Source organism: Nocardia sp. NPDC004568 (genome assembly GCF_040609955.1).
Taxonomy (GTDB): domain Bacteria; phylum Actinomycetota; class Actinomycetes; order Mycobacteriales; family Mycobacteriaceae; genus Nocardia.
On sequence record NZ_JBEXLL010000068.1, the window covers coordinates 1 to 21,266 of the forward strand.

Below are 21,266 nucleotides of genomic sequence, written 5' to 3' on the forward strand. Positions count from 1 at the left end.
ACTCGCGCCTGCGGCGCATGCGCTTCGAGGCCGAAACGGCGAGACGGGCCTCAACCCTTGGAGGTGTCTCGTAAGACTCGACGCATGGGGTTGCGGTGGCATTCGATGGTCGGATCGGATGACGACTGGACGGTTCGGGCGGCCTGGGGGCTGATCGCGTTCAGCAACTGTGGGGCCCTTCTGGTGCCGAGTTCAGCGAGGTTCTGGGAGGGTCGAGGTCCGTCCCGTCCTCGGCCGAAGGTGCTGGATGGTCGCACTCCCTGGACGGCCGGCCGCACATCGCATGCGTGAAGCGCGAGTCCCGAGGGCCGCACGGCGGGAGCGAGGGGGGCCTCGACCCCGCGCCGCCGAAGGTGGGGCCTCTATACACTGCTCGGGTGGGCGCTGTCGATCTTTCCGAGTTGGACCCGGAGCAGGCCGCCGCCGTCCGCGCGCCGCGCGGGCCCGTCTGTGTGCTGGCCGGTGCGGGTACCGGGAAGACCCGAACCATCACTTATCGCATCGCGCATCTGGTGGCGGCGGGGCAGGTGCGGGCGGATCAGGTGCTGGCGGTCACGTTCACTGCCCGGGCGGCCGGGGAGATGCGGACGCGGCTGCGGGCACTGGGGCTGGGGGCGACCGCCTCCACCGTGCAGGCTCGGACCTTCCATGCCGCCGCTCTCCGGCAGCTGCGCTATTTCTGGCCGCAAGTGGTCGGTGAGGTGCCGTGGCGGATGCTGGACGGCAAGTTCCCGGTGGTCGCGCAGGCCGCGAACCGGGTGGGCTTGGCTTCCGGGACCGAGAGTGTGAAGGATCTGCTCGGCGAGATCGAATGGGCCAAGTCCTCGCTGGTGGCCCCGGAGGACTACGTCGCGGCGGCCGAGGCCCACCGGCGGGACACGCCGTTCGCGGCCGCCCGGGTCGCGGAGGTCTACGCCGCCTACGAATCGGTGAAAACCACGCCGGAGGGGCTGCTGCTCGACTTCGACGATCTGCTGCTGCACACCGCCGCCGCGCTCGAGGACTATTCGTCGGTCGCCGACGAGTTCCGGGAGCGTTATCGATGCTTCGTGGTCGACGAGTACCAGGACATCACCCCGCTACAGCAGCGGGTATTGGACGCCTGGCTGGGCGACCGCGACGATCTCACCGTCGTCGGGGACGCCAATCAGACCATCTATTCGTTCACCGGCGCCGGTCCCGGCCGGTTGCTGGATTTCTCCCGCCGGTACCCGGAGGCGACCGTGGTGCGGCTCGAGCGCGACTACCGGTCGACTCCGCAGGTCGTCGATCTCGCCAACCGGGTGATCGGGATGGCGCAGGGCCGGATCGCGGGGACCCGGTTGCAGTTGGTCGGGCAACGGCCGGACGGGCCGGAGCCGGAGTTCGCCGAATACGACGAGCTCGCCGTGGAGGCGGCCGATATCGCCCGCCGGATAGAGGAACTCCTGGCCGGTGGCACCCCGGCCGCCGAGATCGCGGTGCTGTACCGGATCAACGCGCAATCGGAGGCCTACGAGCAGGCGCTGACCGAGCGCGGGATCGCCTATCAGGTCCGCGGCGGTGAGGGCTTCTTCCAACGGCCGGAGGTACGCCAGGCGGTACAGGAGTTGCGCAAGGCGGCGGCACGTGACGATCTGCCCGAGGCGTCGCGGACCGGGAAGAACCTGGTGAGTCTCGTGCGCGCCGCACTGGCACCGATCGGCCTCACGACTGCCGCGCCGGCCGGGGCGCAGGCCCGCCAGCGCTGGGAGTCGCTGACCGCGCTGGTCCGGTTGACCGAGGAACTCGTCGAACACGAACCGGAGCTGGATCGGACCGGACTATTGCGCGAACTCGCCGCGCGGGCCGAGGCCCGGCATCCACCGACAGTGCAGGGCGTGACCCTGGCCTCGTTGCACGCGGCCAAGGGCCTGGAATGGGACGCGGTATTCCTGGCCGGGCTCACCGACGGCACCCTGCCGATTTCCTACACGCTCAACGGTGACGGGTCGGTCGCCGATGTGGCGGCGCTGGAGGAGGAACGCCGGTTGCTCTATGTGGGGGTGACCCGCGCCCGGATCCATCTACGGTTGTCGTGGGCGCTGAGCCGAGGTGACGGTGACCGCCGGCCGCGACGGCGCTCCCGGTTCCTCGCCGGGCTGGTGCCCGACGGCTCCCCGGCGTCCCGGATCGCCGCCCCGGCCCATCCCGCCGCGGACGCGAACCGGCCGGCGTGCCGGATATGCGGCCGGGCCCTGCTCGATTCGGAGACGCTGCTGCTGCGCCGGTGCAAGAACTGTGTGGGACAACCGGATACGGAACTGCTCGGCGCCCTCCAGGATTGGCGTCGGGAGAAGGCGGCCGAACTCGCCGTGGACCCGCGCGGGATCCTCGGTGTGAACACGCTCACCGCGATCGCCGAGCAGCTGCCCGAGGACGAGGCCGCGCTGGCCGCATTGGGTATCGGCGAGGGCAAGATGCGCAAGTACGGCGCCGAGGTGCTGGCCATCATCCGGTCCCGGCGCCGCGCGATCGCCGGCCGATAGTCGCACTCGCTGCCGAATCCGGCAAAACTGCAGGTAGAAAATAGGTTGTCGACACCGACGAGATTGCTTAAGGTGGAAATCGCGCTCGGGAGGGTACATCCACGCGCATAGTTGACACAGTTGAGATCACGACCACGAGTACAGGAGGGAGGCAGTCAGATGAACGGCACAACGAACTACGGCTTCGTCACCGTAGCGCCGAATATGCGGTCGTCCGCTGCTTCCCGGGGGTTCCTCGCTTCGCAGGGGACCGGCCTGTCCTGCCTCGATTTTGCCGGTGAGCAGGCGCGCATCCGCTATTCGCATCAGCCGAACATCGTCGAATCGCAGGACCAGTCCGTCGTGAACTGGCACCCGGGGGCTGCTCTGGCAGCCGTCGGCTCCTTCGCTATCGATCCCGCCGCAGCACCCGCAGTGGCAGATAAGCGACCGGAAAGCCTTCGCAATGGACACCGAGCGACCGTGAGCAGGCGGCCCCACAGCCGACCAAGGTAGGGATCAACCCCCACACCTCCTGGCCACGGGACGCAGATGCGAAACCGTGGCCAGAATTTTTTTGGCCTTCAGCCCACAAGGCACCGGTTTCGCAGAACGAACACCGAACCGCTGCACAACAAGCTGAAGGAGAACGACGTGGTCACCACCACCCAGAGCTGGCCGTCGGCCACCACTGATGTGGCGTGTAGCACCGTGGCAACCGATCCGGGGGACCAGCGACAGCGCGTCCTGCCCTGCCGGGCGGGCGATCCCGATCTGTGGTTCGCCGAGAGCCCGGTCCAGTTGGAAGAGGCCAAGGCGCTGTGCGCTTCCTGCCCGATCCGTAAGGGCTGCCTGACCGCGGCCATCGATCGGCGGGAGCCGTGGGGCGTCTGGGGCGGCGAGATCTTCGACCAGGGGGTCGTCATCGCCCGTAAGCGCCCGCGCGGCCGGCCGCGCAAGGTCGCCAGCTGTGTCTGACCGACACTCCGTGTCCCTCGCGGACACCCACCCACACCGGAAACGAGCCGCTCATCGCTTCGCCGATGAGCGGCTCGTTCGCTTCCGTACCGGTACCGATTCGCGCGGCGATCACCGGAACGGGAGAACAGCCACGCGCTGAGCGTTTCAGGCGCTGTCCCGTTGCTCCCGGAACCCGGGCAGCCAGGTGGCGGCCAACTGCATGAACGGCACCTCGGCGTCGAGCTGGGCACAGATGCCGATGGAGCCGCCCAGCACCCGGAAGATCATCACGTATTCGGCGGGCAACATCATCGCCCGCGCGGTTTTCATCTCCGGCGAGGAGTAATCGGTAGCCTTGCCCGCCACCCGCTGCATCCAGCGCCTGGTGAAGTGGAACGATTCGGTGCGGATCGGGTCGGTGAACGGGCGCAGATACTCCTCGATCTCGGTCTCGGTGAGCGTCCGCCCCGGCTGCACCCAGCCGTTGGCGTGCAGGAGCTCGGTGAGTTCGCCGTATTCCTCGGCGACCGCCAGCGCGAGGATCCGGCCCAGCATCTCCGGGAATCCACCCGGTAGCGGCGCGCAGGCGCCGTAATCGATGACCGCGAGCTTGCCCTCCGGGGTGATCATGAAGTTGCCCGGATGTGGGTCGGCGTGCAGCAGACCCACCGTTTCCGGAGCGGAGAAATGGAACCGGCCCATCAGGCCGGCCACCCGGTTGCGCAGCGCGCGGGTGCCCTCCGGGTCCGCCTGGCCGGCGCTGATGATCGTGGAAACCGGTGTGCCGTCGAGCCATTCGCTCACGATGATCTTCGGCGCACTGGCGACCACTTTGGGCACCACGAATTCGGGATGTCCGTCGTAGGCCTTACTGAATGCCCGCTGATTCGCGGCCTCGTTGCGATAGTCCAGTTCTTCTTCGGTGCGCTCGGTGATCTCGGCGAGCAGCGGTTTCACATCGGCGCCGGGAATGACCTTCGCGAACAGGCCGGTCATCCGGTTCAGGGTGCGCAGATCGGCGCGCAGCGCCTCGTCGGCCCCCGGGTACTGCACTTTCACCGCGACCGGCCGCCCGTCCGACCAGACCGCCCGGTGTACCTGGCCGATACTCGCCGATGCGGCCGGAGTGTCCTCGAACGACTGGAACCGCTTCCGCCAATCGGTGCCGAGCTGCTGGTCGAGGACGCGGTGCACGGTGGCGGCCGGCATCGGGGGCGCGGCGGCCTGCAGTTTGGTGAGGGCCTCGCGATAGTGCTCGCCGAACTCCTCCGGTACTGCGGCCTCCATCACACTGAGGGCCTGGCCGAACTTCATCGCGCCGCCCTTGAGTTCCCCGAGTACCGCGAAGAGTTGTTCGGCCGCCTTCTGGTTCAGCTCGGTGTTGATCTCTTTGCGATCGCCACCCGCGAGCTTCTTGCCGAAACCGACCGCGGCCCGCCCCGCTACTCCCAGCGGAATCTTGGCCAACTTCGCATTGCGGGACATGGGCCGGCGCACGATCTCAGACACTCTCCCATCATGGCCGACAACCGTGCTTCACTGCCACGTAAAACCGGAGAGAATTACCCTCGACCTCGAATGTGAAAGTCCTCACACGGACTCGCCGACTGGGCTTCCGAGACAACCGCAGCGGGGGTGCGGCGCCCACGACCGGCGATCGAGAAACCGGGTATCGAGATCGAGCTCGAGGGTCCTGTTCAGCGTTTCCGGTGGGAAACGCGGTTCGCAGGCGATGATCGTCTCCAGTTCGCCGAGCGCCAGCGCGGCCACCGCGGCGATGCCGGCGGGGCTCGCATGACCGGTTCGGCCGAGCAGCTGCGCGGCCAGCCGCGGCCATTCCGCGTCGTGATCGACTCTGGTCAGATCCGCGCAGCGCAGGCAGCTGGTCCGGCCGGGCTGGACCAGCGGGCCGACGATCCCCTTCCCGTCGCGGAGCCGCACGACCAGATGGGCGGTCCGCGCATGGGACAGATCGCGCACCAGCCGAGGATCCGGGATCAGCGCGTCGGCGAGCACCACGAGATCGGCGGGGCGGGTCCGGCCGTCGATTTCACCGCGGTAGTCGCGCGAGCGCTGCGGGCGGATTCCCAGATCGCGCAGGCCCGCGGCGATCGCGTCGGTGAGCGGACCGATGCCGTGCACCCGGATCGACCGCACCCGCCCGGCCGGCCGGGGCGGGTGGACCAGGAGGCCCGCGGTATCGATCACCTCGAACAGGGCCGTGGCCTGCCCGGGTTCCACACCGAGCGAGCGGGCCCGCCAGATGATCGCGGGCTTGCTGTTCAGCCCGTCGATCAGCCGGAGAAAACCCAGCACCTGCTGGGTCTCCAGACCCGGCGCCTCACAGAGCACCGCGGTATCGGGATCCCAGCCCAATTGGACCTGCCCGGTGGATCGGACCAGGATCGGCACCCGGGGATGCAGCAGGGGGGCGCGTGGCCGGAGCATCGTCATGCTGGAAGTATGCGAGCCCCGATGCGGCGCAACGGGTTCGCGCGGCGAGTTGTCCACAGGTTCTCGCCCTGTGGACAACTCGGTTTCACCGAGGTGAGCGGGTGCCCGCGACAACCGCGTGGGCGGTCGCGAAAAGTCGTGCGGAACAGGCCCCGCCAGATCCCGCCGGGGCCCGTCGATCGCTACTTCCTACCGGACTCCGGATCCTCCGGATCGGTATCGGGACGCTGGTCGCCGTCCTCGTCCTCGGTCTTCACCGCCTCGCGTTCGGCGGCCTCGGTGGCCGCCAACTGCGCGAGCGGATCGTCGAACGCGCCCGCGCCACCGCCGATCACCGAATCGATGAACCCGGCGGGCGTGTCGAGGTCGGCGGCGTCGGGCAGCAGGTCGGGATGCGCCCACACGCCGTCACGTGCGTCGATACCGGCGTCGTCGGTGAGCCGCTGCCACAGGGTGGCGGCCTCGCGCAGTTTGCGCGGACGCAACTCCAGACCGACCAGGGTGGCGAAGGTCTGTTCGGCGGGACCACCGGTGGCCCGGCGCCGGCGCAGTGTTTCGGCGAGCGCGCCCGCGCCCGGTAGCCGATCACCTACCGCCGCGGCCACCACCACCTGGACCCAGCCCTCGATCAGGGCGAGCAGGGTTTCCAGCCGGTCCAGCGCCTGTTTCTGCTCGGGCGTGGTCTGCGGCTCGAAACTGCCCTGAGCCAGGATTTCCTCGAGTTTGGACGGGTCGGTGAGCGCGGACGGATCGAGATTGCGGGCGGCGTCCTCGAGGGCGGAGAAGTCCATGGTGATCCCACGCGCGTAGTCCTCGACGGCGCCGAGTACCTGCTGACGCAACCAGGGCACATGGACGAACAGCCGCTGGTGGGCGACCTCGCGGGCGGCGAGGAACACCATGATCTCGCTCTCCGGCTGCTCGAGTCCCTCGCTGAACTCCGAGATGGCGGTGGGCAGCAGGGCGGCGGTACCGGCCGGGCCCAGCGGCAGGCCGATATCGGTGCCGGTCAGCACCTCCTTGGCCAACTGTCCCAGCGCCTGGCCGAGCTGCGAGCCGAAGGCGAGCCCGCCCATCTGCCCGAGCATCCCCATCATGGGGCCGGCCATCTCGCGGGCCTCCTCGGGCAGCCCGGCGGTCCACATACCGGAGATCTGCTGAGCGACCGGGTCACAGAGCCGCTGCCAGGTGGGCAGGGTCTTCTCGATCCAATCGTCGGCGGTCCAGGCGACGGTGCTCGTCGCACCGGCCGGGAAGGTGGTCGCGTCGTCGAGCCACAGTTCGGCCAGGTGCGCGGCATCGGCGACCGCGGCGGCGGTACCGCTGGATACGGGCGGGACGGTTTTCCCGAGCTGCTGGCGGGCCAGCCGCTTGGCGACGTCGTAGTTGACCGGGCCGCCGCCGCCCCCACCGGCCATTCCCTGACCCATACCGCTGAGCATCTGCCCCAACGAGGAGAGCATCTGGCCCAGCGCCGCCGGGTCGAAACCGGCGCCGCCGGCACCGAAACCGAAGGGATCGTTACCGCCGCCGCCCGATTTGTCGCCGCGGCCGCGATCGTCGTCGTCGCCGTGCGAGAAGCCGAACGGGAGGTCGCTCATTCCGCCTCACCCGCCGGCATTGCGTCCGGGTGCTGTCCGGGGAGCGCGCGCGAGCCGCTGTCGGGCGCTTCGTGAAGCTGCATGTCGTCCATAGTAGGCGCGGCGAACCGCCCGGTCCGTCTGCCCGGACGGTCTTCGCGCTGGGTGAACATCGCAGTGCCGGGGGACCGGGCCCCGGTCTCCTCAGGAGCTGCCGAACCGCTACCCCGCGGCGACCCAGGATTCCACGATCGTCCGGGCGATCGAGATCGAGCCGGGCAGCAACAGCCGCGCGCCGCCGGCCGGGGCGGGCTCGCCCTCCTCCGGACGGGACCGCCAACCGCCCGCCGCCAGCGCCGTGCGCACCTCGTCGCGGGTGAACCAGTGCGCCTCGGCGATCTCACCGTCGGTGAAGACCAGCGGCTGGGCCGGGTCGGCCTGCGCACAGAAACCGAGCATCAGCGAACGCGGGAACGGCCAGGGCTGGCTGCCCAGGTACCGGATATCGCGCACGTCGAGCCCGACCTCTTCGCGCATCTCCCGCTCGACGCACCGTTCCAGTGACTCCCCCGCCTCCACGAACCCGGCCAGCAGCGAGAACATCGTCTCCGGCCACGTCGCCTGCCGGCCCAGCAGCACCCGGTCGCCGCCGTCGTGGATGAGACAGATCACGGCGGGGTCGGTGCGCGGGAAATCCTCGCGCCCGTCCTCGGCCACCCGGGACCAGCCGCCCTTGGCCGGCATCGTCGGCGTGCCGTCCTGCCCGTGGTACGCGGCGCCGGCATGCCAGTTGATCAGTGCGAGCGCGGTGGACAGCACCCCAGCGGTGAAATCGTCGATCGAGGCGTCGGCGAGCCGGCGCAGATCCTTCAGGTCGCCGGTGAGCGCGTTGTCCTGCACCGCCCACAGGTGTACTCCGTCCCGAACCCCCAGGAACACGGCGTCGGGACTCGGCTCGGCCGCCAGCTCGAGGGCAGCTTCCCAGACCAGCGCCCCCGACTCGAAGCGCACCGTGCCGCGCGGTCCCACCCGGAGCAGCCGGGCCGTGGCCCAGCCTTCCTTCAGCGATTGCTCGTCGGTGCGTAGGTGATCGGCACGGTCGAGCGTCGAACGGGCCAGCAGGGGGATCTGGTTGAGCTGGAATACGGCCACGTTTCGAGAGTATCGCTACCCGGTAACGGCCGCGGCGCGGTCAGCGGGCGCGACGGATGTAGAGGAGCTTGTCCCCCGACTCCAGCGCGTCGACCGCGGGTTCTCCGACCCGCACCAGCTCACCGTCGCGCACGACGCCGAGCACGATATCGCTGAGATGTCGCGGTGACCCGCCGACCTCACCGGGTTCGACCTCGCGTTCGGCGACCGCGAAACCGTGCTCCGGAGTGAGCAGGTCCTCCATCATCTCCACCACACTCGGCGTGGTGGTGGCGATGCCGAGCAGCCGGCCGGTGGTCTCCGAGGACACCACCACCGAATCGGCGCCGGACTGCCGCAGCAGATGGGTGTTCTCCGATTCCCGGATGGAGGCGACGATCTTGGCCTTCTTGGTGAGTTCCCGGGCGGTGAGGGTGACCAGGACCGCGGTGTCGTCGCGGTTGGTGGCCACGATGACCGAGGCCGCGTTCTGCACACCCGCCAGCCGCAGCACATCGGACTGGGTGGCCGATCCGTGCACAGTGACCAGCCCGGCGGTCGAGGCCGCCTCCAAGCTCACCGCGTCCATGTCGACGACGACGATATCGGCGGGTTGTACGCCGTCACCGAGCATGGCGTCGATGGCGGTGCGGCCCTTGGTGCCGTATCCGACGACGACAGTGTGATTACGCACGGTGCGCCTCCAACGCTGGATCTTCAAGGCCTGGCGGGAACGTTCGGTGAGTACCGCCAGTGTGGTGCCGACCAGGACGATGAGGAACAGCACTCGCAACGGGGTGATGACGAAGATGTTCACCAGCCGGGCCGACGGGGTGACCGGGGTGATGTCGCCGTACCCCGTGGTGGACAGCGATACGGTCGCGTAGTAGAACGCGTCCAGCAGGGTCACCGAATCATCGGCGCCGTCCCGGTAGCCGTCGCGGCCGAGGTACACCACGATCGAGGCGGCACACAGCAGACCGATCGCGAACAGCACCCGCCGGGTCAGCGAGATCCACGGGCTGTTCTGGACCTCCGGGATACGGAGAAGCCCGACCAGGGCGAAATCCGGGGGGCCGGCCGCGCCGCGGGCCCGATTCCCGAGATCGGCGAACCGCGAACTCACCGGCGACGCCTTTCACCGGTCCGGTCGTCACGCACACCGGTCACTGTCAGTCCCTCCGACACAGCTCGGGAGCCTACCCGCTCGCCCGCCGTCACGTCGGGCACCCACTCGCGGCCGGTCTCTATGGTGGTGCCATGGCAGATACCACCCCGGCGGGCGCACCGGATTCCGGTCGCACCCCGGCGCTTCGACTGGCCGCGCTGCTCCTCGGCGCCGGCGTCCTGCATTTCGTGGCTCCCACACCGTTCGATTCGATCGTCCCCTCGCAGTTGCCCGGAAAGGCGCGGTCCTACACCTATTGGTCCGGAGTGGCCGAAATCGGAGTGGGGACCGCGCTGCTGATCCCCCGGACCCGGCGGCTCGGCGGCCGGCTGGCCGCGCTGTTGTTCGTCGCGGTGTTCCCGGCGAATATCCAGTTCGCCGCGGACTCGGTGCGCGATCCGAAGGCACCGATACTCCTGAAGGCCATCTCGGTGCTGCGGCTGCCGTTGCAGTGGCCGATGATCACCGGCGCGCTGGCGGTGAGCCGCCGGGCCGCACCGGACCAGTGACCGGCGTGCGCGGCGGGTGATCGACGCGCTGTCCGGCCACAGAACCGACAACCGCTCGGGATGCTGCCGGCAGGAGCACCCGGTGACGACCTCCCGGGGAACTACACCTGACTTTCGTCCCCGTCTCGGCGGGTCGAATCGGTGAGCAGCTCGACCAGTTCCTCCGGGCCAGGTAGACGCTCGGGCGCCACCGTGCGACCGCTGCGCACATAGTGGAAGGCAGCGCCGATCCGGTCCAGCATCCGCTGCTCGGTCTCCCCGGTACGCACCGCTTGCAGCCGCGCCCACGCCAACCGGTAGACCGCCAGCTGCACCGCCACCGCGGCTTCGTCGGCCGGTCCGGGTTCGGCGCCGGTCTTCCAGTCGACGACGGTCCAGCCGCCGCCGGGTTCGGCGAACACCGCGTCCATCCGGCCGCGGATCACCACCCCGGCGATGGTGGTCTCGAACGGCACTTCGATCTCCACCGGCCGGCGCGCCGACCAGGGCGAGGACAGGAACGCGTCCTGCATCCGGGCCAGCTCGGCGTCCGCGGCGGCGCCCGCGTCGGCCGCGCCGGGCAGATCGTCGAAACCGGGTAACTGATCGGTGGCGAACCAGCGCTGTACCCAGGCGTGGAAGGCGGTGCCGCGGCGGGCCAGCGGATTGGGCGGGTAGGGCAGCGGGCGCCGCAGCCGGGCGGCGAGCCGGTCCGGATCGGCGCGCATCTCGACCAGCGCCGTCGCCGGCAGCTGGGTGGGCAGTTCGACCTCTACCGCGGCGTCCGCACCGGCCCGGTATTCGGCGAGCAGCGCGTCCACATCGGCGATCCAGCCGTCGGGATCGTCGCCGGATTCGGGCTCCTGTGCGCCGGCGGCGAATTCCGCCAGCGCCGCGTGCACCAGCGCGGCTCCCGCTTCGATATCGGCGCGGCGGGCGCCGAGCGGGTCGGCGGGCCAGGAAGCGGTCACCGGGGTGGCGGCCAGCGGATTCGGTTCACCGGGCTCGGGATCGGCTGCCCAGCAGGCGATCTCGATCCCGCTGCCGGGCTTTTCGGCGGCGGTTTTCACCTCGAGCAGGAATTCCGAGGGACCTTTGGGCTTGTCGCCGGTCTCGGGCCAGTGGTGCGCGGAGACCAGCAGGACGCGCTCGGTCCGGGTGAGCGCGACGTAGAACAGCCGGCGGTCCTCGTCGAGCCGGCGCCGCGCCAGCGCTTCCTTGTGCGCGGTGAGGCCGCGCTGCAACTCCGCACGGTCGGTGACATCGGACAGGTCGAGAACCGGTACACCGTCCGGGGATTCCGCGGTGGCCCGGTCACCGCGCAGCGAGGTGGGCAGTTCGGCCAGCGCACCGAGCCACGTGTTCACCCCCCGGGTGGACGGGAAAACGTCCCGGGTGACGTGCGGTACCGCGACCACTTCCCATTCCAGCCCCTTCGCGGCGTGCACGGTGAGCACCTGGACCCGGTCCGGAGCGACCTCCACCTCGCCGGGTTCCAGCCCGTTCTCCACGGATTCGGCGGCGGTGAGGAAAGCGAGCAGACCGCCGAGGGTGGCCCCGGTGTCGTTGGCGAATCCGGCGACCACTTCGGCGAAGGCGTCCAGGTGTTCGCGTCCGGCGCCGGAACCCGCGAGCGCGCGCCGGGCCTGGCTCTCGACACCGACACCGATGGTGCGTTCCACATCGGCGACCAGCTCGGTGAGCGGCTGTGCCGCTCGTTCGCGCAGCAACGCCAGTTCCCGCCCCAGCGCGGTCAGCCGCCGGTATCCGGCCGTCGAATAGCGGTCCGCCGGACCGGGATCGGCGAGGGCGTCGGCCAGACCGGCCCGTTCGGCGGGTTCGGGGGCCACCTCGTGCAGGGCCGCCGCCAGGGTGGTGGAGTCGGTGATATCGCCGCCGGGGTCGCGGGTGATGGACAGCTCCCGGGCCCGCCGGGCCAGCGCGGCCAGATCGGCGCTGCCGATCCGCCAGCGGGCACCGGTGAGAATCCGCACCGCGGCGCTCCCGGCGGCGGGGTCGGCGATGAGGCGCAGGGTGGCGACGATATCGGCGACCTCCGGTGTCGACAGCAACCCGCCCAGACCGACGATCTCGACCGGTAACCCCTGGGCCCGCAACTCTTCGGCGAGTTCGGCGGCGTCGGCGTTACGGCGGATCAACACCGCGGAGGTGGGTGGCGGCCGGTCCGCGTCCCGGGCCACCGCCCAGTGCGCGGCGATCCGTTCGGCGATCCACCGGCGTTCGCTCGCGACGGTATCGGTGAGCGCCAGCGCGACCACGCCGGCTTCCGCACCGGGTTTCGGGCGCAACGGGTCGACGGTGACACCGCCGCTGTCCCGGGCCGCCGCGCGCAGTGGTTCGACCACCATATTCGCCAGATCCAGAGCCTCGGGCGGGTTGCGCCAGCTGGTGAGCAGCGGCAGCACCGGCGCCGGGACACCGGAGGCGACCGGGAAATCGGTAGTGAAACGCGGGAGATTGGCGGCCGAGGCGCCACGCCAGCCGTAGATGGACTGCATGGGATCGCCGACCGCGGTCACCGACAGCTCGCGCGGTCGCGCGCCGCGATACTCCGGGTAACCGGCACCGAACAGCGCGGACAGCAGGATGCGCTGAGCGTGACCGGTGTCCTGGTATTCGTCCAGCAGCACCAGCCGGAAGCGGGCGCGTTCGGCGGTGGCGACGTCGGGGTGCTCGGCGGCCAGGCGCGCCGCCAGCGACATCTGGGCGCCGAAATCCAGGGCGCCGCGCTGGTGCAGCGTCTCTCGTAGCTGCTGGACCAGCGGCAGCAGCGCCACCCGCTCGCGCTGTGCGCGCAGGATCGACAGCAGGTCCTTGTTCGGCCCGCCGCGCTGCCGCGGTCCGGGCGGCAGGGTGTGCACCAGTTTCTCGAGTTCGGTATGCGCCTCGGCGAGTTCTTCCGGCTCCACCAGATGTTCGGCCAGCTGCCCGGACAGCGCTAGTACCGCCTCGGTGACCGTCAGCGGCGAACGGTCGGTGTCGAGGTCGCCGTCCCAGCCGCGCACCACCTGATGGGCGAGCTGCCACAGCTGGGTCTCGGTGAGCAGCGCCGCCGACGGCTCCACCGGCAGCAGCAGGCCGTGTTCGCTCAGCAACCGGCCGGCGTAGGAGTGGTAGGTACTGATCTCCGGTTCCGCACCGGCCAGGGTGGCGCGCAGTTCGCCGGAGGGGTCGAGGTCACGCAGCAACCGGGACCCGGCCAGCCGGGCCAGCCGGGTGCGGATCCGGGCGGTCAGCTGCTGAGCGGCCTTGCGGGTGAAGGTCAGCCCGAGCACCTCCTCGGGCGTGACCAGCCGGTTGGCCACCATCCAGACCACCCGGGCCGCCATGGTCTCGGTTTTGCCCGCGCCCGCCCCGGCCACCACCAGCGCCGGTCCGGGCGGTGCGGCGATCACCGCGGCTTGTTCCGCGGTCGGCGGGGGGAGCCCGAGTGCGTCGGCCAGTTGTTCCGGCGAGACCCGGGCGCTCACTCGTCGGTCACCTGGCGCCCGGCGTCCTGCACCGGGCAGCTGTTCTTCACGGCGCAATGCCGGCAGCCCTCGTTGCGCATCGCCAGGAAGCCGGGGCCCGCGGTGCTCGCGGCCGCGGCGTGGATGGTCTCGCGCCAGGTCTCCAGCGCTTCGGCGTCCAGCGCGGGCTGGACCCGCTCCTTCGCCACCCCGCTGGACGCCGGCAACCCGACGTACACCAGCCGGGCCCCACCGGGTTCGGGATCGCCGGCACTCTCCTCGAGGGCGCCTGCCGCGGCAGCGACCTGATAGGTGGCCAGCTGCGCGTGCTGGGCGGCGTCGGCTTCGCTGACCGGGTTCTTCCCCGTTTTCACATCGACGATGACGAACCGGCCCGCGGCGTCCCGTTCCAGCCGGTCGATCCGGCCGCGGATACGGACTTCGGGCGCATCGTCGCCGGGCGCGGGCAGCACACAGTCGACCGGTACCTCGATCCCGGCCTGGGTGAGTTCACCGCGGGTGGTACGCACCCAGGCGACGAACGCGTCCAGCATGGCCTCGGTGCGGCGCAGTTCCTGCCGGGAGTACCAGCTGGTCTCGGGATCGATCGCGGACCAGCTCCGGGCCAGCTCGGCGCGCACCTGATCGAGCGGCACCCGGCCGGCCAGCGCCTGGACCAGCGTGTGCACCAGAGTTCCCTTGACGGCGTGAGGATTCTCGCCGTCGGATCCGCCGTTACGCTCCAGTGCCCAGCGCAGCGGACAGGTCCGCAGCAGCTCCACCGTGGAGGGCGACAGCGCGATCGGGGCGTCGTCGTCCCACAAGGTCTCGGTAGAGCTGAGCTCGGGCACCCCGTACCAGTCGTCGGGCGCGGTACCGGGGATCCCGGCCAGCGCGAGCCGGGCCAGTTGCCGGGCGGCACGGTGGCGGCGTTCTTCCCCGGCGCCGGGATCGCAGACCGCCGCGCGCAGTTCGGCGATCAGCGCGTGCAGGGCCAGCACCCGGCCGGGCTCGGCGACCGGGAGCGCACCGGGTTCCCCGCCGGTCTCACCGCCGAGCAGTTCGGCCAGGAACCGGGAGGGCACCAGATCACGGTCGCCGGTCACCGATTCCACCGCCGTCACCAGCAGTGACCGGCGGGCCCGGCTGCACGCGACGAACAGCAGCCGCCGCTCCTCGGCCAGGATCGGCGCGGCCCGGCTGACGCGTTCGGTGATACCGGCGACCTCGTCCACCAGATCCTCGGTGTGCAGCAGTGTTCCCCGTGGGCGGGGATCCGGCCAGATCCCCTCCTGCACACCGGCGACCGCGACGACCTCCCATTCCCGGCCGGCCGCCGCATGCGCGCTCAGCAGATCCACGGCCTCCTCCCGCTGTATTCCTACGGTCCGATCCTGTGGGATCTGCTGCTGGAGAAGATATTCGACGAAACCTTCGATGGTCGCGCCCGGCAGGCGGTCGGTATAGGCGGCCGCCGCGTCGAACAGCGCGACCGCGGCGTCGAGATCGCGATCGGCCTGCATACCCGCCGCTCCCCCACGCCGGGACTGCGCCAGCCAGCGCCGTTCCAGCCGCGACCCGGTCCACAGCGCCCACAGCACATCCTCCAGACCGCCGCCCGCGCGCCGGACACGGCGGGCCCGGTCCAGAGCGCGGGCCGCCCGCTCGAGGGGGGCGAGTTCGACCTCGGTGAGACCGGCCACGATCCGGTCGTCACCGGCGCCGAGCAGGAGGTCGCGCAGCACCTCCACGGAAGGCCGGTCGGAGACGGCACCGCCGGGGACCCGCCGCACGGAGCCGGCATCCGGTTCGCCGGCCGGGGACCCCGCGCCCGCGCGAGCCGCTCCGGGGGCATCGGCAGGGTCATCCGTGGTTCCGATGTCGGGCGCGTCGCTGTCGGCGGGGTAGGGCTCCGGTGGGGCGTCCTCTTCGGCCGCCGGCGGTTCCGGCGGAAGTCCGTCCCATGGATCGGCGCCGGAATATTCCTCGTCGACTCCGAACCAATCCGCGTCGGCCCGGTGCCGGCTGACCTCGGCGAAGAGATCGCGGGGCGGGAACTCGCCGAGGGGATCCTCGGCGGATTCGGGATCGGGTACGGGCGGCTCGTCCACCGGTTCGGGCGGGAAAACCGGCATGTCGGTGGAGTCGGGACCAGCGACTTCGTCCCGGCCGGGGACCGAGGTGGGCGCCGGACCCGGAGTGCCCGCCCGGTCGAGGTCCGCGGGGCCGGGAGAATCCGCGTGCGCGGTGCGGGCGAGTTCCGGGTCCGCGGTGCGGGCGAGTTCCGGCTCCGCGGTGCGGGCGAGTTCCGGCTCCGCGGTGCGGGCGAGTTCCGGCTCCGCAGTGCGGGCGAGTTCCACCGCGGCGCGGCGGATCCCGCGCCGCAGCCGCCGCAGGCTGATCGCGTCTGCCCCGCCGAGTGGTCCGGCCAGGAGGTCGAGCGCCTCGTCCGGGCCGAACAGGGATTCGGTGGACCCGGTGCCGCGGCGTGCGGCTTCGCCCGCGAGCACGGCCCGCAGGGCCAGCAGCATCCAGGCGGCACCGCGGCGCCGGGCCAGCGGGATATCGTTCGCGGGCTGCGCGATGGGGACCCCGGCCGCCAGCAGGGCCCGGCGCAGCGGGGGCAGCAGCAACGGCACCGAGCGCACGATCACCGCCATCCGCGACCAGGGCACGCCCTCGGTGAGATGCGCGCGGCGCAGATGGTCGGCGATCAATGACGCTTCCTTGGCCGGGCTGCCGAGCACCCGTACCCGCACTTCCGCCGGGACGGGCAATTCGGCACCGGTATCCGGGGGCAGGTCACCGCGTTCCGCGGGCCCCAGATCGGCCCGGGTGGTGCGATGCGGGACGAGCCCCGGCAGCCGCGACGCGATCCGGGCGGTGGCGGTGACGATCGCCGGACCGGACCGGTGGTTGTCGTAGAGGACGATGCGCCGCCCCGCCGGGACGTCCTCGGTGAGGAACCGCGAATCGGCGCCGCGGAAGGTGTACACGGCCTGATCGGGATCGCCGGCGATCACCGTGGTCCCGGCTCCGGCCGCCAGCACCCGCACCAGCAGCGCCGCCTGCGGATCCAGATGCTGGGCGTCGTCGACCAGCAGACAGCGCAACCGGGCCCGTTCGGCCGCCAGCAGTTCGGGGTCGGCGGCCAGCGCGTCCAGGGCGGCGCCGACGAGTTCGGCCGCGTTGAGGGCGGGCGCCGACGCCTCGGGCGCGGCCACCCCGACCGACCAGCGCAGCAGCATCGCCTGTTCGTAGCGCAGCGCGAAACCGCCGGCCGCGACCCAGTCGGGACGGTCCCGGCGCCGGCCGAGCTCGATCAGATCCTCCGGGCCGAGCCCGCGTTCGGTGGCCCGCAGCATCAGATCGCGCAGTTCGTCGGCGAACCCCGTCAGACCCAGCGCGGGCTGTAACCGCCGCGGCCACAGGTCACCGGCTCCGGCGGCGATATCGGCCAGATCGCCACGCAGCATCTCGCGCAGCACCGCGTCCTGTTCGGCACCGGTGAGCAGCCGCGGCGGCGGATTCCCGTACCGCGCGGCCTGCCGGCGCAGGATCCCGAAGGCATAGGAGTGGACCGTGCGGGCCAGCGGCTCCCGGGTCGCGCCGACGGCACCGGGCACCGCGGCGGGCGGGGGCACCGGCTCGGCGAGCGCGAACAGCGGGTCGGCCGCCGGCTCGGCGGCACGGGCCGTTCCGTCCGCGGGCGCAACGACCTCGATCGCCGGGGCGCACACCGTCCAGTTGTCGAGCCGCTCGGTGAGCGCGTCGCGGGCGGCCGCGGCGGCCTGTTTGGAATGGGTGAGCAGCAGCACCGATTCCGGATCCGCACCGCCGGCGATCCGCGTCGCGGCCACATCGATCAGCAGGGCGGTCTTACCGGTACCGGGCCCCCCGAGCACCCGCCAGACCCGATCCGGGCCGGGTTGCGTGGTGGTAGCCGGCGGCGGCGCGGCGAACAGCGCGCCGATATCGGCTCCCCAGGTCCGAGCCCGGGGAGCCGCCGCTTTCCGGCGCACCAGCCGCACCGGCTTATCCGAACGCACCACGACGGCTATTGCAACAGACGGGGCCGACACCGCCGGTACCACGTCGGAACGGCACCCGCCACGGTGTCGGAGCGCTCGGATAAGAATGTCATCGTGTCCACACTGCATGTTCACCGTTTCGGCCCGGCGACCGGCCCGGTGCTGCTGGCCCTGCACGGCCTGACCGGCCACGGCAAGCGCTGGGAGGCGCTGGCCACCGAATATCTGCCCGATATCCGGGTGATCGCCCCCGACCTGCGCGGACACGGCCGTTCCACCGCACTGCCGCCCTGGGATCTCGAAACGATCGTCGCCGATCTGGTGGCGTTGATCACCGCCGAAACCGAGGAACCCGTGCTGGTGGCCGCCCATTCCTTCGGCGGTGCGTGCGCACTGCATCTGGCACGACGGCACCCGGAGCTGGTGCGCGGACTGGTCCTGCTCGATCCGGCCGTCGCACTGGACCCGGCGTGGTTGCACGAGGTCGCCGAGGCCACGCTCGGCTCGCCCGATTACACCGATGTGGACGAAGCCCGGATGGACAAGCTCGCGACCGGCTGGGGCGCGGTCGCACCGGTGCTGCTGCGCGCCGAACTCGACGAGCACCTGGTACCGGCCGCGGGCGGCCGGGTGCGCTGGCGGGTGGATACGGCGGCGCTCATCGCGTACTGGGGTCAACTCGCACGCGACCCGGTACTCCCCGAGCCCGGCCTGCCGACCGTGCTGGTCCGGGCCACGAAGGTGGATCCACCGTTCGTCACGCCCGCATTCCGCAGCGCACTGGCCGACCGGCTGGGCGCGGCGCTGACCGTGCACGAATGGGATTGCGAACACATGGTCGCCCAGATCCTTCCGCGCCAGACCGCGGCACTGATCCGGGACGCGTTCTGATGGTCACCAGCGACGAACAGATCGAACGTGTCCGCGAACTGGTCGCCGCGATTCCGCCGGGCCGGGTGGCGACCTACGGCGATATCGCCGCGGCGGCCGGACTGTCCACCCCGCGGACCGTGGGGTGGATCATGCGCACCGACGCCGCCGACCTGCCTTGGCATCGGGTGCTGGGCGCCTCGGGCCGACCGGCGGCCCACCTCGCCGACCGGCAGCTGCGGCTGCTCGCGGCCGAGGGCGTGCCCGTCGCCGACGGCCGGGTCCCGCTGCGGACCGCCCGTCACCGGTTCGACTGAACCCCCAGCCGATCAGCCCGGGTCGAGCAGGCGTCGCAGGAAACGCCGTGTCCGCTCTTCCCGCGGCTCGCCGATCACCTGTTCCGCCGGCCCCCGCTCGACGATGACGCCCTCGTCGAGGAACAGGACCTGATCGGCCACCTGCCGCGCGAACCGTATCTCGTGGGTGACGATCACCGTCGTCCAGTCCTGGGTCGCCAGGTCCTCGATCACCGCCAGCACCTCACCGACCAGTTCGGGGTCCAGCGCCGAAGTCGGCTCGTCGAACAGCACCACCCGCGGTTTCAGCGCGAGTGCCCGCGCGATCCCGACGCGCTGCTGCTGGCCGCCCGAGAGCTCGAAGGGATAGTTGTCCGCCCGGTCGGCCAGACCCACCTGCGTCAGCAGGGTCCGGGCCTCGGCGACCACTTCTTCCCGGGGCCGTCGCTGGGCGACGACCGGGCCTTCGACGATGTTCTCCAGGACCGTGCGGTGCGGGAAGAGGTTGTGCGATTGGAAGACCATTCCACTCTGGGCACGTAACCGGCTCGCCTCCAAGCGCCCCGCCCGGCCGCGCGGCAGCCGGGCGAAATCGATCTCGACATCGTCGATGCCGACTACGCCCCGCTCCGGGAGGTCCAGCGCGTTCAGTGATCGCAGCACGGTGGTCTTGCCCGAACCCGAAGGCCCCAGCAGGACTGTCACGGTCCCGCGCCGCGACTCGAAGTCGATGCCGCGCAGTACCTGCCGGTCGCCGAAGGACTTCTCCAGGCCACGCACCCGGATCCGGGCGGGTTCGGTGTTCTGGCCGGTGGGGTCGGTCATTTCGCCACATACCTGTCGAGTCGGGTCTCCAGTCGTTTCTGACCGGCGGAGAGAGCCACGCAGATCACCCAGTAGTACAGCGCGGCGAACGTGTAGAGCGCGAGGAATTCATTGCTCTCGGCCGCGGCGAGCTGGGCTTCGCGGAAGAGTTCGGTCAGCAACACCACCGAGCCGAGCGAGGTGTCCTTCAGCAGCGAGAGCAAAGTGTTGGACAGCGGCGGCACCGCGGTCCTGGTCGCCTGCGGAAGGATGATGCGACGCAGCGTCTGCGCGTAGCCGAGACCGACCGTGGCCGCCGCCTCGAACTGCCCCTTCGGCACGGACAGGATCGCCGAGCGGATCACCTCGGCCGCATAGCCGGCCACATTGAGGCTGAACGCGATCACCGCCGCCAGGAACGGGTCGAACTTCAAGCCGATCTGGGGCAGCCCGTAGAACACGATGAACAGCTGGACCAGCAGCGGGGTCCCGCGAATGATCGAAACGAACGCGCGGGCCGGCCCGGCCAGGATCCGGTAGGAGGAGATCCGCGCGAGCGCGACCAGCAGGGCGAGCACGAGCCCGATCCCGAAACTCAGCGCGGTGAGCGGGATCGTCACCTTCACCAGTCCGACGAACATGGGCCACGCCGCCCCGCGCAACACCTCCCAGGTGTCGCGGTGGCCGCGCCCCTCGGACAGGTCGGCGCTGCCGCCGCCGGGGACCGAGACATCGGCCCGGAAGTATTTCTGCGAGAGGGCGGTGAGCGTCCCGTCGGCGGCCAGTGCGGCGAGTGCCCGGTTCGCCTGGTCGAGTAGAGCCGAGTCGTCCTTGCGGAAGGTGAGGACTTGTTCGCTGGTCTCCGCCCCGGCGTCACCGACGATCTCGATATCCGTCGACCCGGTGCTGGCCAGATAGTCGAGTACGGCGATGTTGTCGTTGACGATCGCGTCGACCCGGCCCTGGGTGAGCAACGCGGCGGCCTGGGTGAATCCTTCGACCGCTTCGACGTCGGCACCGGCGTCGCGCGCCACCCGGGCCCAGTTGCTGGTGCTCGACTGGGCGGTGGTCCGGCCCGCCAGATCGTCCAGGGTCCGGATGCGCTCGTCGCCCGTGCGCCGGACGATGACACCGTGTGAATAGGTGTAGGTGTCGGACAGGCCGTATTTCGCCCGGCGCGCGTCGTTGACCGAGACCTGGTTGGCGATGACGTCGATCCGGCCGGAATCCAGGGCGGGAAAGATCGCGTCCCATTGGGTCTCGACGAATTCCAGCTGCCAGCCGGCCCGGTCGGCGATCGCCTCGATCACCTCGACGTCGTAACCGGTCAGCCGGCGGCTGTGCGGATCGTGGAACGAGAACGGCGGATAGGTGCCCTCGGTGCCGACCCGGACCACCGGCCGGTCGGGTTCCTGCGCCGCCGCCACGCCCACCTGCGTGGCCCCGGCGAGTACCAGCAGCAGGGACAGCAGTATCCCCCGGAGCACTTGTCGCATCGGCGACCCCCTCGTTTCGGCCGGAACCGGAA

14 protein-coding genes are annotated in these 21,266 nt (G+C 70.9%); 5 read left to right on the forward strand and 9 right to left on the reverse strand.

Annotated features, from left to right (window positions below):
• The first annotated feature begins 377 nt into the window (after positions 1-377).
• Positions 378-2,507 carry an ATP-dependent DNA helicase UvrD2 gene (locus ABZV91_RS25325; protein WP_355246432.1) on the forward strand — a complete coding sequence of 710 codons (2,130 nt, stop codon included), beginning with the start codon at positions 378-380 and terminating at the stop codon, positions 2,505-2,507.
• 675 nt (positions 2,508-3,182) lie between these two features.
• A complete protein-coding gene (locus ABZV91_RS25330; RefSeq protein WP_063062666.1) occupies positions 3,183-3,464 on the forward strand; it encodes a WhiB family transcriptional regulator in 282 nt (93 codons plus the stop codon).
• A gap of 147 nt (positions 3,465-3,611) precedes the next feature.
• On the opposite strand, the gene ABZV91_RS25335 is transcribed toward ABZV91_RS25330, so the two are convergent.
• From ABZV91_RS25335 to ABZV91_RS25355, 5 genes are all read right to left on the reverse strand, one after another.
• Positions 3,612-4,931, reverse strand: a complete 1,320-nt coding sequence (locus ABZV91_RS25335; protein ID WP_355246501.1) for an AarF/UbiB family protein — start codon at positions 4,929-4,931, stop codon at positions 3,612-3,614.
• Between the two features lie 105 nt (positions 4,932-5,036).
• The gene (locus tag ABZV91_RS25340; protein ID WP_355246435.1) at positions 5,037-5,900 is read right to left on the reverse strand and encodes a TOMM precursor leader peptide-binding protein; all 864 of its coding nucleotides are present in this window, start codon (positions 5,898-5,900) and stop codon (positions 5,037-5,039) included.
• Positions 5,901-6,082: 182 nt separating this feature from the next.
• The gene (locus ABZV91_RS25345) at positions 6,083-7,501 is read right to left on the reverse strand and encodes a zinc-dependent metalloprotease (RefSeq protein WP_355246438.1); all 1,419 of its coding nucleotides are present in this window, start codon (positions 7,499-7,501) and stop codon (positions 6,083-6,085) included.
• Between the two features lie 201 nt (positions 7,502-7,702).
• Positions 7,703-8,632: an NAD(+) diphosphatase gene (nudC, locus tag ABZV91_RS25350; protein ID WP_355246441.1), complete on the reverse strand. Its 930-nt coding sequence runs from the start codon at positions 8,630-8,632 to the stop codon at positions 7,703-7,705.
• A 40-nt stretch (positions 8,633-8,672) separates the two neighbouring features.
• Entirely contained in the window at positions 8,673-9,737 is a 1,065-nt protein-coding gene (locus ABZV91_RS25355; protein WP_355246444.1) for a potassium channel family protein, read from the reverse strand.
• Between the two features lie 134 nt (positions 9,738-9,871).
• Here ABZV91_RS25355 and ABZV91_RS25360 point away from each other — a divergent pair, with 134 nt between their 5' ends.
• The gene (locus ABZV91_RS25360) at positions 9,872-10,288 is read left to right on the forward strand and encodes a hypothetical protein (protein WP_355246447.1); all 417 of its coding nucleotides are present in this window, start codon (positions 9,872-9,874) and stop codon (positions 10,286-10,288) included.
• Between the two features lie 101 nt (positions 10,289-10,389).
• On the opposite strand, the gene ABZV91_RS25365 is transcribed toward ABZV91_RS25360, so the two are convergent.
• Positions 10,390-13,758 (reverse strand): UvrD-helicase domain-containing protein, encoded by a 3,369-nt coding sequence (locus ABZV91_RS25365; RefSeq protein WP_355246450.1) that lies wholly within the window; start codon positions 13,756-13,758, stop codon positions 10,390-10,392.
• A complete protein-coding gene (locus tag ABZV91_RS25370; RefSeq protein WP_355246503.1) occupies positions 13,755-17,702 on the reverse strand; it encodes a PD-(D/E)XK nuclease family protein in 3,948 nt (1,315 codons plus the stop codon). Before ABZV91_RS25370 ends, ABZV91_RS25365 begins: the two co-directional genes overlap by 4 nt.
• 180 nt (positions 17,703-17,882) lie before the next feature.
• Between ABZV91_RS25370 and ABZV91_RS25375 the strand changes: the two genes are divergently transcribed.
• Together ABZV91_RS25375 and ABZV91_RS25380 are read left to right on the forward strand one after the other, a co-directional pair.
• Positions 17,883-18,659: an alpha/beta fold hydrolase gene (locus ABZV91_RS25375; RefSeq protein WP_355246453.1), complete on the forward strand. Its 777-nt coding sequence runs from the start codon at positions 17,883-17,885 to the stop codon at positions 18,657-18,659.
• Positions 18,656-18,955, forward strand: a complete 300-nt coding sequence (locus tag ABZV91_RS25380) for an MGMT family protein (protein WP_355246506.1) — start codon at positions 18,656-18,658, stop codon at positions 18,953-18,955. Before ABZV91_RS25375 ends, ABZV91_RS25380 begins: the two co-directional genes overlap by 4 nt.
• Before the next feature lie 12 nt (positions 18,956-18,967).
• Here the strand turns inward: ABZV91_RS25380 and ABZV91_RS25385 are convergent, their stop codons facing one another.
• Entirely contained in the window at positions 18,968-19,759 is a 792-nt protein-coding gene (locus ABZV91_RS25385) for an amino acid ABC transporter ATP-binding protein (RefSeq protein WP_355246456.1), read from the reverse strand.
• Complete coding sequence (locus tag ABZV91_RS25390; protein WP_355246459.1) at positions 19,756-21,234, reverse strand: ABC transporter substrate-binding protein/permease; 1,479 nt, start codon at positions 21,232-21,234, stop codon at positions 19,756-19,758. The genes ABZV91_RS25385 and ABZV91_RS25390 overlap by 4 nt, the downstream gene beginning before the upstream one ends.
• Between the last annotated feature and the right edge of the window lie 32 nt (positions 21,235-21,266).